The 13,884-nt window shown below is 64.1% G+C and carries 10 protein-coding genes; 2 read left to right on the forward strand and 8 right to left on the reverse strand.

Annotation, left to right across the window (positions count from 1 at the left end; genetic code table 11):
- Nucleotides 1-34: 34 nt before the first annotated feature.
- The 4 genes from ACYVRZ_RS05070 to ACYVRZ_RS05085 all read right to left on the reverse strand — a co-directional run bounded on the left by ACYVRZ_RS05070 (nucleotide 35) and on the right by ACYVRZ_RS05085 (nucleotide 8,415).
- Nucleotides 35-1,885, reverse strand: a complete 1,851-nt coding sequence (locus ACYVRZ_RS05070) for an alpha-glucosidase (RefSeq protein WP_461225383.1) — start codon at nucleotides 1,883-1,885, stop codon at nucleotides 35-37.
- Nucleotides 1,886-2,240: 355 nt separating this feature from the next.
- Nucleotides 2,241-4,754, reverse strand: a complete 2,514-nt coding sequence (locus ACYVRZ_RS05075) for a hypothetical protein (protein WP_461225385.1) — start codon at nucleotides 4,752-4,754, stop codon at nucleotides 2,241-2,243.
- A gap of 219 nt (nucleotides 4,755-4,973) precedes the next feature.
- Nucleotides 4,974-7,508 (reverse strand): hypothetical protein, encoded by a 2,535-nt coding sequence (locus ACYVRZ_RS05080; RefSeq protein WP_461225387.1) that lies wholly within the window; start codon nucleotides 7,506-7,508, stop codon nucleotides 4,974-4,976.
- A gap of 226 nt (nucleotides 7,509-7,734) precedes the next feature.
- Nucleotides 7,735-8,415 (reverse strand): 2,3-bisphosphoglycerate-dependent phosphoglycerate mutase, encoded by a 681-nt coding sequence (locus ACYVRZ_RS05085; protein WP_461225388.1) that lies wholly within the window; start codon nucleotides 8,413-8,415, stop codon nucleotides 7,735-7,737.
- 147 nt (nucleotides 8,416-8,562) lie between these two features.
- Between ACYVRZ_RS05085 and ACYVRZ_RS05090 the strand changes: the two genes are divergently transcribed.
- Entirely contained in the window at nucleotides 8,563-9,366 is an 804-nt protein-coding gene (locus ACYVRZ_RS05090; RefSeq protein WP_461225390.1) for a GHMP family kinase ATP-binding protein, read from the forward strand.
- 208 nt (nucleotides 9,367-9,574) lie between these two features.
- Here ACYVRZ_RS05090 and ACYVRZ_RS05095 read toward each other — a convergent pair whose 3' ends face one another.
- The 4 genes from ACYVRZ_RS05095 to proB all read right to left on the reverse strand — a co-directional run bounded on the left by ACYVRZ_RS05095 (nucleotide 9,575) and on the right by proB (nucleotide 12,294).
- On the reverse strand, nucleotides 9,575-9,817 hold the full coding sequence (locus tag ACYVRZ_RS05095; RefSeq protein WP_262315058.1) for a hypothetical protein: 243 nt from the start codon (nucleotides 9,815-9,817) through the stop codon (nucleotides 9,575-9,577).
- Nucleotides 9,818-9,884: 67 nt separating this feature from the next.
- Nucleotides 9,885-10,133 (reverse strand): hypothetical protein, encoded by a 249-nt coding sequence (locus ACYVRZ_RS05100; protein WP_461225393.1) that lies wholly within the window; start codon nucleotides 10,131-10,133, stop codon nucleotides 9,885-9,887.
- A gap of 110 nt (nucleotides 10,134-10,243) precedes the next feature.
- A complete protein-coding gene (locus ACYVRZ_RS05105; RefSeq protein WP_461225395.1) occupies nucleotides 10,244-11,485 on the reverse strand; it encodes a glutamate-5-semialdehyde dehydrogenase in 1,242 nt (413 codons plus the stop codon).
- Nucleotides 11,482-12,294 carry a glutamate 5-kinase gene (gene proB / locus ACYVRZ_RS05110; protein ID WP_461225397.1) on the reverse strand — a complete coding sequence of 271 codons (813 nt, stop codon included), beginning with the start codon at nucleotides 12,292-12,294 and terminating at the stop codon, nucleotides 11,482-11,484. The genes ACYVRZ_RS05105 and proB overlap by 4 nt, the downstream gene beginning before the upstream one ends.
- Before the next feature lie 280 nt (nucleotides 12,295-12,574).
- On the opposite strand from proB, the gene ACYVRZ_RS05115 reads away from it, so the two are divergent.
- Nucleotides 12,575-13,828, forward strand: coding sequence for an MFS transporter (locus tag ACYVRZ_RS05115; RefSeq protein ID WP_461225399.1), 1,254 nt, complete (start codon nucleotides 12,575-12,577; stop codon nucleotides 13,826-13,828).
- Nucleotides 13,829-13,884: the final 56 nt, after the last annotated feature.

Below are 13,884 nucleotides of genomic sequence, written 5' to 3' on the forward strand. Positions count from 1 at the left end.
GTGAGTGTCTTGGTGCGTTCAGGTCAGCGGCCGGCTAGCGCGTCGTCAGCACCACGCCGGCGTGGGGGTCGAGCTTCAGCGTGTCGCCGTGGCGGGTGACCGAGCCGGCAGTCAGCCGGCGAGCCAGCCCGGCCAGCGGCGTCTGCAGCACGGCCGGGGTGGCGCTCAGGTTGACCGCCACCAACGCCTGTTGGCCCTTGTAGTCGCGGCGGTAGGCGTAAATGGTGTCGGCCGTGTTCAGCAGGTGGTAGCTGCCGGTGGCAAACAGCGGCTGCTTCTTCAGCGCAATCAGGTCACGGTAGAAAACCAGCAGGCTGTTCGGATCCTGCGCTTGCTCGGCGACGGTGTCAGTGGCGGCGGCCTGACCGGTCAGCCACGGGGTGCCGGTCGTGAAGCCGGCCGCCGCGGCATCCTGGCGAGCGGTGACCGCATCGGGTGCCGCCGACGCATCCGGTGTGGTCGCCTGTGCGGCCGCGGCATCCGGCGCAGTTGACTGTGCGGCCGCCGGATCCGGTGTGGTCGAGTGTGTCGCCGCCGAATCCGGTGCGGTCGCACCAGTCGCCTGGGCCGCGGCGCCAGCACCGGCGGCCTCACCGCCGGCGACCCCGGCGTCGCCCCAAGGCATCGGGCCCCGGGCCGGCAACTTGTGGGTGCGGTTGACCCAGGCCAGCGCCTCGCCAGCCGAACCCCCCGCGGCCGCGACTTGGGCCACGAAGGCGGTGACGGTCGCGTCGGCGAAGGCCGCGGCGTTGGGCAGCCGCAGGTTTTGCATCCCCAGCTCCTCGCCGTAGTAGATGATCGGAATGCCGCGCTGCAGGTACATCAGCATGGCCAGGCTGCGAGCCTGAAGCGGATCATGCGCCACCCGCGTCGCCAGCCGCGCCATGTCGTGGTTGCTCCAGTACAGCGTCGGTGGGGCGACCAGCGTCTGCTGCCAGGTCGCCTGGACCCTTTTGAACGCCAGCCAATCCATCTCGCGGGGCTGGTAGGCCGCCGGCAGCTGCGGGTTCGCCACCGGCCGGTCCGTGAAGTAGCGGAAGGTCACCACGCTGTCCATCAGCTGATTGGACTTGGCGGTGTAGGCCGCCGCCAGGTCGACGCTGGCGCTGGCCGCCTCGCCGAGCAACACCGCGTCCGGGTAGTCGGCCTTGATGTGCTGGCAAAACGGGCGCAGCCAGTCTTGCACCTGCGGCCGGTTGGCGAAAAACGGCTCGGCGATCACCAGCGCGTCGTCTCCGGCCGCAGTCGGCCAATCCTGGGCCAGCGGCGCCTTGGCGATGTGGATGAACGCATCCAGCCGCAGCCCGTCGATGCCCTTAGCCAGCCAAAAGTCGGCGACGTCTTGCATCGCGTGTCGCACCTCGGGATTGGCCCAGTTGAGGTCGGGCATCCGGCGGTCGAACAGGTGAAAGTACGACTGGCCGGAGCCGGCGGGGTCCGGCGTCCACACCGAACCGCCGAAGAAGCTCCCCCAGTTATTGGGTCGCCGGTTGTTTTGCCCCGCGAAAATGTAGTAGTCGCGGTACAGCGAGTCAGGCGACTGGATTGCATCCTGGAACCAAGGGTGCTGGTCGGAGGTGTGATTCATCACAAAATCCAGAATCACCCGCAGGCCGGCGGCGTGAAGGGCTGCAACCAGCGCCTCCAGGTCGGCCATCGTCCCCATCTGCGGGTCGACGGCGTAGTAGTTAGCGACATCGTAGCCGTTGTCGACCTGCGGCGAGGTGAAAATCGGGTTGAGCCACACCGCGGTCACCCCCAGCGCCTTGAGGTAGGGAATCCGCAGGCGAATGCCGTTGAGGTCGCCGACCCCGTCGCCGTTAGAATCCTGGAAGGACTTGGGGTAAATCTGATAAATGATGGCCTGATCGGACCAAGTCGTCATGGGGATACCTCCTGTTCATGTGCGTGAGCCTGAAGTCGCGGCACGGCCGGTGGTGACGCGGAGGCGGCCGCCGGGGCCGGGCCGAACCACCGCGGTTCGCCGGGTAGCGCGGTACGAAGCGCAACCGGGCTACGCGAGCCGCCGCGACTTTTCTTACCTATACCAGCGTATGGGAATCCGGCGAGCGGCACAAGCATTCGGCCGCTGTTACCGGTCCCAATCGTGCGGCCGTGGCCTGATACCGTTAACAGACGGGCAGTTGCAACGGCCGGACCCAAGTCGCCGGCGCCACGCCAAAAAGGGCCAGCCGGTGGCGACCCGGTTGGCCCAATTCGGTGATTGTGTTCAGTTGTGGCTAGAAGCCCGGGTACTTTTTGAATTCGGCGGCGTCGTTACCGAGCGTGAAGCTGAGCACCATCTTGTGGTCGCCGGCGTATTTGTCGTCGCCGGTCCAGTGCCAGGTCCAGTCGAAGTTCCCGAACGTGATTTGACCATTCACGAGTTTGAACGGCACGTCCCAGTCCTCGAAGTGCAGCGTGTTGCCGCTGATGGTGTAGGGCTCGTTTTCGACCATCGCGTTGCGACCCAGCCACCCCACGCGCATCTGGTGATCATCGAGGAAATAGCCGAAGGGCCAACTGACATTCAGGGTGTATGGCGCCTTGTCCTCGGCATACGCCTTGGCGAAAGGTTCGCCGTCGAACTGCTCGGGCATCAACTGGAAGGACTTGCCGACCAACTGCTTGGTCAGGTCATCGGCGTTCGAGGACGTCTTGTCTACCTTGTCTGCCTTGTCAGCGGCCTTCTTCTTGGTTCCGGTCTCGCCGTCGAGCTTGAATAGCTGGTACTTGAACTCAAGCTCCCTGGATTGCACTTTTTTGCCGTGCCAAAGCATCGGCAGCTCGCTTTCGGCCTTGCTGGTCAGTAGCACGTCGCCTTCGATTGACCCGGCCGCCGACAGGGCGGAGTGCGGCACTACCTTGCCCTTGGCGAACGTGAAAGTCCCGTCGGCCTCGAGTTGAAGTCCGGCGAACGCGTCGAGGTCGGCCGGCGACACCGACTGCGCGATCATCAGCTTGGTTTTGGCGCGGAAGCCCAACTGCGCGGTTCCCTTCGCCTCGACTTGGCCGGAAGATGAGATGTCGGTCTTGCTTTGATGCTTGAACTGCTTGCCGGTTTGGAAGGTCAGCGAGCCGTTTTGGGCGATCTCGAATTTGTACGTGCCGGTGAGCTCGCCGCTCAAATCGAGCACCAGGTTGACCGGCAGCTCGACGCTGACGCCCCAGACTGGCGTGGGAAAGCGCAGGGTACCGACCGGCAGGCCTTCCGCTAAGCGCCAAAAAAACGAGTTCTTAGGTGCGTCCTTGGTGTCGCCGGCCAGCTTCACCTCAAGCGTGTTGCCGAACGTCACGGTGTCGGCCAGCTTGGTCTTGGTCTTGTGCTTAATGAAATCGGTGTGAACCGAGAAGTTGACCTCCCCCGAGGCCGCCATCTCGTCGCTGATGCTAAATCCGGTATCGCTGTCGTCGTCGTCTTTCTTAGCGGCGGCGGCCTTTTTGGTCTGGTACTTGTACTCGAAGCTGAATTTTTGCGCCTTCACCACCTTGGCCTCGGCGTCAAACACGGTTCCCGCGTGTGACCACCCGGTGTGTTCCAGCCCGACGCCTTGCGCCGGCTGGCCGGACACGGTGACGCCCGGGGCCGCGACGAACACGGCCTGGTCAGCCGACACCGTGGTCTGCGGCGCATCCACCAGTGCGATCACCGCGTCGACCTTGGCATCGGTCACGGTCAAAACGGTCTGGGTCGACTGGACCACAACGCCGGTCACCCGCACCGCGACGCCGCCGTAGTTGTAGCCGAACGGCGGCAGGTACAGGCAGTCGCCGACGCGGTAATCGACCGTGGTGTCGTTGACAACCACCCGGGCGTGAGCCGGGTCGATGCGGTAGCCGGCCGCGGTTGACAGCGCGGCCGCGGTGGTTTTCAACACCAGGGTGCCGCCGTTTTTGGTCAGCGCCTGACCGAGCCGCAGCTTGCCGGTGGCCGCCTGCACCTTGTAGGCGTTGCGGCCGCCGGGCGTCAGATTTGCATCAAGGCCAGCGCCGCGGATGCGGTAGCGGTGCGACTTGACCAGGCGCGTCGTCAAAACACCGCCTCGCAGCGACAGGGTTCGCTCGGTCTTGGCGTCGCGGTCGGCCACCGTCACCCGCGTATTTTTTTCGCCGCTCACCCGGGCGGTGAACGGCACCAGCCGTGTTGTGGCCACCGTGTCGTAGCGAATCCGGGTGGCTACCGCGTATACCTTGCCCGAGCGGGTGAACCGCACCTGGCTGCGCGTCTCGTCGGTTGCGACCACCGGTTGCCCGAGGGCCAGCACCAGACCGCCGCCGGTCAACCCAATCAGCACGATGGCCACCGCCGCGCGGCGCCGCCGCAGCAGCCAAAACGCCCCGCCAGCGCCGAGCACCACCACCACGGCGCCGGCCGCAAGCCACCAGGTCGCGTGGCCGGCGTAGCGAACCGTCGCGGCGCTGCCGGCCACCGTTACCTTGCCCGAGCCCGGCGCCACCGTGAAGGCCAGCCGCCGTTGGCCGCTCAGCCCGAAGCGCTTGATGCGCCAGGTCAGCTTGCCGCTTTGGCCGGCCAGCGCCTTGGGCAGCGTCGCGGTCACCTGCACGTTGCGGTAGTCACGGTCGCTGTTGTTTTTCAAAATCAAATCGTAGCCGTTGGCCGTCGCGTTCTTGACGATGGCCGTCTGCAGCGGCGCGGTGGCCGCCGCCACCGGCTGCGGTCGCCAGGACAGGCCGACCGCGGTTGCGATCAGCGCAATCAGCGCCACCACAGCCGCGCGTGTTCCTCGTTTCATCATCCAATCCCCCTACTTCAACTCCGTTTGACGCATCAAAAAAGCTAATCCGCAAAAATGGGGCCGCCGCGCTGTTTTGCGCGACCGGTGACCCTTTTTCAAAGATTGGCTCAACGATTCTGACACGCTCTGGGTAAAACGTTAGCACAGTCGGCGACACGCGCCAACCGAGAGGCTCAACGGTGACTAACGGGAGTGGCTAACACCTCCATTCGGCGGTCAGGGCTTCTCAAAGCCCGGAATCTGCTGAATCTGGGCGGCGTCGTCGGAGAGAGTGAAGGACAGCGTCGCCTTGTACGTCTTCTTGGTCTCAGCATGAGTTTGCACCACGTTTTGAAACTTCACCTGCCCGTTCGTCACGGTGAACGGAATGGCGTAGGCGACGCCCTGCTGGTCCTTGAAGCGCAGCCGGTTGCCGGTGGTCGTGTAGGTCACCGTTGCCACCGGCCCACTCCCACTGTAGTACCTGACCTTCATCCGGTGGTCGTCGATGAAGTAGCCGAACGGATACGGCACTTTCGTCACCCACCCCGGTGCCTGGTCCCACCCAGTCGGCTCGTCTTGCGGAAAGACGTCCAGCGGGTCCTTGCCGTCGACCTGCTCAAGCATCATCTGAAACGCCTTCCCCGCCAGCAGCTTGCGCGGATCGTTGGCCGCCGCCTCCGCCTTTTTCTTGGCGGCGGCTTCGGCCTTTTTCTTATCGTCGGCTTTCTTCTTTTTGTCTGCTTTCTTTTGGGCCGCCGCCTTCTTCTCCCGTTCGTCCTTGGTGCTGTACTTGAACGACCCCAACTTTAATGTCCATTCATTGCTTTCCAGTGAATCGCCCTTCCACAGCTTGGGCAGTTTGCTCTCAGCCTTCAAACTTGAGACCAGGTTGCCCTCGATCGAGACATCAGTAGCCGTGGTGTTTTTCAGCTTGACCAGATCTGTCCCGAATTCAAAGTTCGCGTCGCCGACCACCTCGAGGCCTGAGAACCCTTCGATACCAACGACCGAGGCGCTTTCCAAAACCACCGCCTCTGGCGAGATGCTGGCGCCGACGGTCACTTTCCCGGTCATGTCGATTGAGCCGCCGGACGTCGCCTCAAGCTTCGGGTCAAATCTCACTTTACCATTATCTACTGTGACGGAGGCCTCTTGCGTCACCCCTGCGTCAACACTCGCCGTGACGCTGCCATCAAATGTGACGGACAGCTTCACCGGCGCGTGGATGCTGAGGCCAGGTATCGCAAGTGGAAAGTACATCTCACCAATTTTGAGGCCGTCGGTCAACTTCTTGAACGCCTTGAGATTCTTGGTACTGCCCTTAATTTCAACGCTCGCTTCGTTGCTAATCTCAAGCTTTTCGGAGAGACTTGCGTTGAACTTTCGAAAAAGGAAATCGGCATGGAGCGACGTCTCAATAGTCCCCGACGTCTCAAGCGTATTGCTGAGCGTAATGGCGGTGTCTTCTCCATGCTCCTTGGGCCATTCAGTTGTCAACTCATCGGCCGCGACCCCTTTGGCGGAATGGTCGATGGTCAAAAACCCCATCTTCGCCATCCCCACCCCGGCCACGGGCTGGCCGGACACCTTGACGCCTGGGGCCGGGACGAATACGGCCTGGGTGACCGACACCTTGGTCTTGGGCGCATCCACCGTTGCGACCACCGCGTCGACCTTGGCGTCGGTGACGGTCAGGCTCGTCTGGGTCGCCTGGGCATCGACGGCCGTGACGCGAACCGCGGCGCCGCCGTAGTTGTAGCCGAACGGTGGCAGGTAGAGGCGGTCGCCGACACGGTAATCGCTGGTCACGCCGTCGACGATCACGCGTGAATGGGCCGGGTCGATGCGGTAGCCGGCCGCCGTCTGCAGAGCGGTTGCGGTGGTTTTCAACACCATCGTGCCGCCGTTTTTGACAATGGCCTCGCCCAATTGCAGCTGGCCGGTTGCCGCCTTCACCTTGTAAGTGTTGCGGCCGCCGGGCGTCAGGGTCGCGTCAAGGCCGGCGCCGCTGATGCGGTAGCGGTGCGACTTGATCAGCCGGGTCGCCAGGACCCCGCCGCGCAGCGCGATAGTTCGCTTGGTCTTGGCGTCGCGGTCGCTCACGGTCACGCGAGCAGCCTTTTCGCCGCTCACCCGGGCGGTGAACGGCACCAGCCGGGTCGCGCCGGCCGCGTCGTAGCGAATCGCCGTGGTCACGGTGTAGACCTGACCATCGCGGGTAAAACGGGCCTGGCCGTGCGTCTCGTCGGTCGCGGCCACCGGCTGCAGCAGCGTCAGCGCCAGGCCGCCACCCGCGGCGCCGACCAAAAGCAGCAAAAGCGCGGCCTTGCGCCGCCGCCAGAGCCAAAAGGCCCCAGTGCCGCCGATCAGCACCATCAAGGCGCCGGCCGCAACCCACCAGACTTGAAACTGCGCGTAGTGAACCTGCGCCGCCTTGGTCGCCACGGTGACTTGGCCCGACCGCGGGTGAATCGTGAACGGCAGCCGCTGCTGGCCGCTCAGTCCGAACTTGGCGATGCGCCAGGTCAGCTTGCCGCTTTGGCCGGCCAGCGCCTTGGGCAGCGTCGCGGTCACCGTCACGTTGCGGTAGTCGCGGTCGCGGTTGTTCTTCAAAATCAAATCGTAGCCGTTGGCCTCACCGTTCTTCACAATCACGGTTTGCAGCGGCTGCCCCGCGGCCGCCACCGGCTGCGGTCGCCAGGCGAACCCGACCGCCACCGCGAGCAGCGCCACCAACCCCATCAGGGTGGTTTGCACTCTTTGTAACATATCTCAACCTCCGTTACCGATTTCACAATCGGCGTCCCTCACCATTTTGGCGCAAAAAAATAGCCAACCCCCAAAATAGTCATCGCCACGCGCGTTACGAATATGCAACTCGCGGCCTGTGATAATTATTTCATGTGATTAGCTAATCGATTTTTACAAATCTCGTGTTATAACGGTTATATTTTAACCCCGCTATAACGGAACCGCAACCCCAAAAATGGCGGCGTCAATGCGTCGCCAGCACCCGCTTGCTCAGGATGTTCAGCTGGGCGTCCAGCTCGTAGACAATCGGCTGGGCGTTAGCGACCTCGACCCCGTCGATGGCTGCGTCACTGATGCCTTCCAGGTACTTGATCAGGGCTCGCAGCGTCGAGCCATGGGCAACCACCAGCTGCGGGGCACCGGCGATCAGCCGCGGGGCGATCGCATCCACCCAGTACGGCACCAGCCGGGCTTCGGCGTCTTGCAGGCTTTCGCCCCGCGGCACGATGGCCCGAGGAAAGCCGGCGTAGCGCCGGCCACCTTGGGCATGGGCCAACAGTGGCGGCAGATCGCAGTAGCTGCGGCGCCAGGCCGCCACCTGGCTGGCCCCGAACAGCTCGCGGGTTCGCTGCTTGCTCAGGCCGCGCAAGGCGCCGTAGTGCCGCTCGTTGAGCCGCCAGGATTTGGTGATCGGCAGCCAGTTTTGGCCAATCGCGTCCTGCACCAGGTAGGCCGTCGCGATGGCGCGTTGCAAAACCGAGGTGTGAACGTGGCCGAACTGGATGCCGGTCGCGGCCAACGCGGCGCCGGCGGCCTGGGCCTGGGCGACACCCTTGGCGGTCAGCGGGACATCCGACCAGCCGGTGTACGTGTTCGTGAAGTTGGCGGTGCTTTCTCCGTGCCGGAGCAGAACTAATTCGACCATGTGGCGACCTTTCGCGAGCGTGGCGACGCCCGGTTTTCTTAGCTTCCATTATACCCTGATTCAAATTTTTTTGAAAATGGGTGGAAAATGAGATAATGGTTAGATATACTTAGTTACATCTAATCGAATTCTGGGAGCGTGTTGTCTATGAAAATCTGGGTCCCCGGGACGGTCACGTCCCTGGTGCAGCCGGCGTTCGCCTTCGCGATCGACCGCGGGGTGACGGTGACGGTCGGGCCGGCTTGGTACGAGTGGGAGGTCGCACACGCCGACCCCACCCTGCCGCACGATGAGTCCAATCTCATCGTCGCCGTCGCGCAGACGGTGGCGCCGGGGCTGGAGCCGCACCAGCTGTCGGTCGCCTCGACGCTGCCGACCGGCATGGGCCTGGGCAGCTCCCTGGCCGCCACCTTGGCCGGGGTCAGCCTGGCCAGCGCCTTGGGCGACCACCCCTTGAGCGAAAACGAGCAGATCGCCCACACCGCCTTTTTCGAGCCGGACGAACTGGCCATTCGCACCGCCCTGGCCGGCGGCGGCCTGCAGCAGGGCGAAACCGGCACGGCCCCGTTGAGCATCGCCGGGCTACAAGGCGCCGTCTACCTGCCGACGCAGGTGCCGGCCGTCGCGGTGCCGGCTCGCCCGACCCTGGCGCCACCGGCCATCGCCGACCTGCTGGCGGCGATGCAGCGCTGTGACGGCACCTGGTTGCGGCGGCATTTTCCCCTGGAGGCGCAGGTCACGGCCAGCTATTACCCACATGCGGAAATGGTGTCCCGCGCGGTGGTCGCCACCGGCGGCTTCGCCTGCTTCGCCTCGGGCAACGGCCCGGCCCTGATCTGCCTGGCGCCGGCCGCCCTGCCCGACTTCCTGGTGCGGCTGCGCGAACGCCTGACAGCCGGTACGGTCCTGCCGCTGACGATTAGCGCGGAAGGGCTGAGCATCAGAGCGTGAGCCCGAGCGCCTTTAGCGGGACGGGTAGCCTAGCCGTGGTGCTTGAGGCCCGGGCCTGGCCTCAAGCGACGAGGCGTAGCTAGATCCCGGGCCAGAGTCTATCTTGACGACATGAACGCAAACACCCGCGATGCAAGACTGAAGCCACGGCTTCGGTCTCGCATCGCGGGTGTTTTTGATATGGCGCAGCCGCCGTTGGGAATCAGCCCTACTTGGCGTCGTCTGGCTTTGGGGGCTGAACGGCCTTGCCGTTTTGGGTCATGTGCTTGTAGTTCACAACGGTTTTGTGCTTCAGGTCCTCGACGACCTCGGCATCCGCGTTGTCGAACTTGTCGATGGTCAGCATCGCGGAGTTGGCGTACAACTTCTCGATGGTGCCGGTGAAGGACAGCGGCACGTTCGCGCTTTTCTTGACGTCGACCGTCGATCCTACTGTAATTTCTTGTGCCATGTTTTCCCCCGTATCTTTGCCTAAGTGTCGCAACTGTTCCTATTATACCACAACGGGGGCAAGACACTCAGCTGGCGGAGATGATCGGCGCTTCGGCCGGCTCGGGCTGGCCCGGCACCAGCACCTCCATGCGCTTGTTGGCGATCACCGTCATGTGCAAAAGCTCACGCGCATTCATGCGGTCCTTGGGGTCGAACTCGTCGATCTGCACCAGGCAGGAGTTCTCGTAGCACTTGGTCACCGTGCCGATGAAGTCGTGTTCCATGTTGCCGTTCGCCTGGCACTTGACGACGGCCCCCTTCGTGATGTTGGTCATGTGAAAGCCCTCCCAATATTTTGATAACTAGAGTATATCAAAATCCGGGTTATGGTAAAAATAATTTTTAACTTTTTATTTTAAAGCAGTTGGTTATCGCAACGATTGGCTCAGCCGCGAACCTGACCGTTGCCGCGAATCGCGTACTTGATGGTGGTCAGCTGCGCCAACCCCATCGGCCCCCGGGCATGCAGCTTCTGGGTGCTGATGCCGATTTCCGCGCCGAAGCCGAATTCCGCGCCGTCCGTGAAGCGCGTCGACGCGTTAACGTAGACGCAGGCGGCGTCGACCGCGTTGAGGAACCGCTCGCTGGCCGCGTAGTCGTTGGTGACGATGGCCTCGGAGTGGCGGGTGCCGTGCTGATTGATGTGGGCGATTGCATGGTTCAGGTCGGGAACCACCTTCACGGCCATGATCAAGTCGTTGTACTCCGTGTCCCAATCCGCTTCCGTCGCCGGCGTCATCGCCGGCCAAAGGGTACAGGCGGCCGCGTCACCCCGCAGCGTTACGCCGTGTGCGGCCAGCGCCTGGGCCAACCGAGGCACCGCCTTTGCCGCAATCGCCTCATGCACCAACAGCTTTTCGGCGGCGTTGCAGACGCTGGGCCGCTGCACCTTGGCGTTGACCACGATGCGCTCGGCCATCGCCAGGTCGGCCGCCGCGTCGACGTAGATGTGGCAGTTGCCGGCGCCGGTTTCGATCACCGGCACGGTCGCCTCTTGCACCACCGCCTGAATCAGCCGGGCGGAGCCGCGCGGAATCAGCACGTCCAAGTAGCCGTCCAGGTGCATCAAGGCCGTGGCGCTGGCGCGGCTGGCGTCGCCCACCAGCTGCACCGCGGTCTGCGGCAACCCGCAGGACGCAAGCGCCGCCTGCACCACCGCGGTCAGGGCCCGGTTGGTCACAAGCGCCTCGTGACCGCCGCGCAGAATCACCGCGTTGCCGCTTTTGAGCGTCAGGGCCGCGGCGTCGACGGTCACGTTCGGCCGCGCCTCGTAGATCATCCCGATCACGCCCAGCGGCACCCGGCGCGGCTGGATCTCGAGGCCGGCGTGGGTCACCCAGCCGGCGTCCCGCCGCGCGGTGGGATCCGGCAGCGCCGCCACCGCCCGGACTCCGGCCGCCATGTCGGCGATTCGTGCGTCGGTCAGCCGCAGCCGGTCCAGGAACTTGGTTGGCGCCGTCGCGGCCGCCGCGAGGTCCTGCGCGTTGGCGGCCAGAATCGCCGGCGTCTCCGCCTCGAGCTGCTCGGCCATTGCGAGCAGCGCCGCGTTTTTGTCATCGGTGGTCAAAAGGGCCAGCTGCGTCGCCGCGGCTCGGGCGGCCTGGCCCATGGTGGTTAAGTTCGTCATTTCACGTCCTCCTTTTCGGCTGGGGCAAACCAGGTGCCGATGGGCTCACCGGCCACCACCTGCAGCAGCACCCGCGGATCCGCGCCGCTGCACAGCACCATCTGCTTGCCGGCGTCAAGCATCGTCGACGCAGCCTTGAGCTTGGTCACCATGCCGCCGGTGCCAAACCGGCTGCCGGTGCCGCCGGCCCGTTGAATCTGCGCCGCAGACACCGCGGTCACCCGCGGAATGCGCGAGGCCGCCGGGTCGCTGCGCGGATCGGCGGTGTACAGGCCGTCGATGTCGGACATCACGATCAAAAGGTCGGCGTCGATCTGCGTGGCCACCAGCGCCGACAGCTGGTCGTTGTCGCCGAAGGTCGTGCGGTGGTCGAGCTCATCGACGGCGACCGAGTCGTTCTCGTTGATCACGGGAATCGCCCGGGCGGCGAGCAGCGCGTCGATGGTGTCCAGCACGTGCTGGCGCGACACCGGGTAGTCGAACACATCGTGCGTCAAAAGCAGCTGGGCGGCCTGGGCGTCGTAGTCGGCGAAGCGCTGCGAGTACAGGCGCATCAGCTCGCTTTGGCCGATCGCCGCAAGCGCCTGCTGGGCGGCGATGGCGACCGGCCGCTCACTGAGGTGCAGGCGGTTGAGCCCGACCCCGATGGCCCCGGAGGTCACCAAAACGACGGCCAGCCCCTGGTTGGTCAAGGCGGCCAAGGCGTAGGCCAGGCGGTCGATGGTTTGCAGGTTGATGGTGCCGGAGGGGTGAATCAGGCTGCTGGTGCCGATTTTGACCACCACCCGGCGGCAGTTGAGAACACGCATGAGCGACTCCTTTTGCGCAAAAAAGCCCGCTTTGATCGAGACACCCCACCGGGCGGTACCATTCTCGTTCAAAGCTAGGCTTTGCGCTTTTGATTGCGGATTTAACTGAAGGCTCGGCTAGGATTCGGCACTGTACACGGTGTTTCCAGCTTCCCACCGCTCTCTGAGTACGCCTACTTGGGCCAAGAAATTACCTGAATTGTAGCCGGCGGGAAAACGAATGTCAAGGGCTGCTTCGCCTGATATAATGAAGTGACACACAACACTTGGAGGTCCCAACATGAGCCCAATGCCCCACTGGCGCCGCAACATCAACCTGTTTCTCGGCGGTCAATTTCTCTCCGGCATCACGACCATGATTGTTCAATACGCGATCATCTGGTACCTGACCAAGCAAACCGGCTCGGCCACGATTTTGAGCTACGCCACACTGGTCGGGATGCTGCCGATGGTACTGCTCAGCCCGTTCGTCGGCGGCTTCATCGACCGCACCCACAAAAAAAGGCTGCTGATCGGCGCCGATTGGGTCGTCGCCGCCTTCGCCTTGGCCCTATTTTTCATCGGCCACGACCGGTTTCCGCTCTGGCTGGTTTTTGTCAGCTTGGCGATGCGTGCCATCGCCCAGACCTTCCAGATGCCGACGATTCAGTCGCTGATCCCGACGCTGGTGCCCGAGGCCGAGCTCACGCGCATCAACGGACAGCTCGGCATGGTGCAGTCGGCGAACATGCTGATTGCACCGGCGCTTGGCGCGTTCTTGTTCAGCCTCGTCGACATTCGCTGGCTGATCCTGCTGGACGTGCTGGGCGCGGCGCTTGGTACCTTGATGCTGTTGCCGGTTCGCATCCCCCACCGCCCGGCCGCGGATGCCGGCACCCCGGTCTGGCAAGACACCAAGGCCGGCTTCACCATGCTGCGGGGCCGCCGCGGCCTCTGGGCGATCACCGTCTTGGGCATGGCCTTCACGCTGGTGTTCATGCCGGCGGCGAGCCTGTACCCGCTGATGACCATGCAGCACTTCCACGGCAGCGTCGGCCAGGCCGGCCTGATCGAGGTCGTCTACTCCGCCGGGATGCTCCTCGGCGGCGCCATCATCGGGCTGTTCGGCAGGTGGCGCGACCGGATGCGGCCGATCATCTTCGCCTACCTGATTTTGGGCGTCACCATCGGCGCCAGCGGCCTGTTGCCCGGCACCCAAAAGGCCTTCTGGTGGTTCGTCGGGCTCAACGCACTGGCCGGCATCGGGACGCCGTTCTTCAACACCCTTTTGATGGCGATGATCCAGCAGAGCTTCCCGCCCGAGCGGCTCGGCCGCGTCCTCGGCGTGTTGAACGCCTTGATGAGCCTGACCGGCCCGGTCGGCCTGATTTTCGCCGGGCCGCTGGCGGATCGCTTCGGCGTGGCGACCCTCTTCGTCATCGCCGGCGTCGGCACCCTGCTTTGCGGCGCCGTGACCTGGCTGTTGCCGGCCACCCGCACCTACGACCGGCGCCTGCAGGCCGAAACCCCGCAGACTCCAACGCAATCGAACTGACCAAAAAGCCGCCGCATCGCGGCTTTTTTGGGCTGCGGTCGCCAGCTTGCCACAAT

Source organism: Lacticaseibacillus suihuaensis (assembly GCF_054785075.1).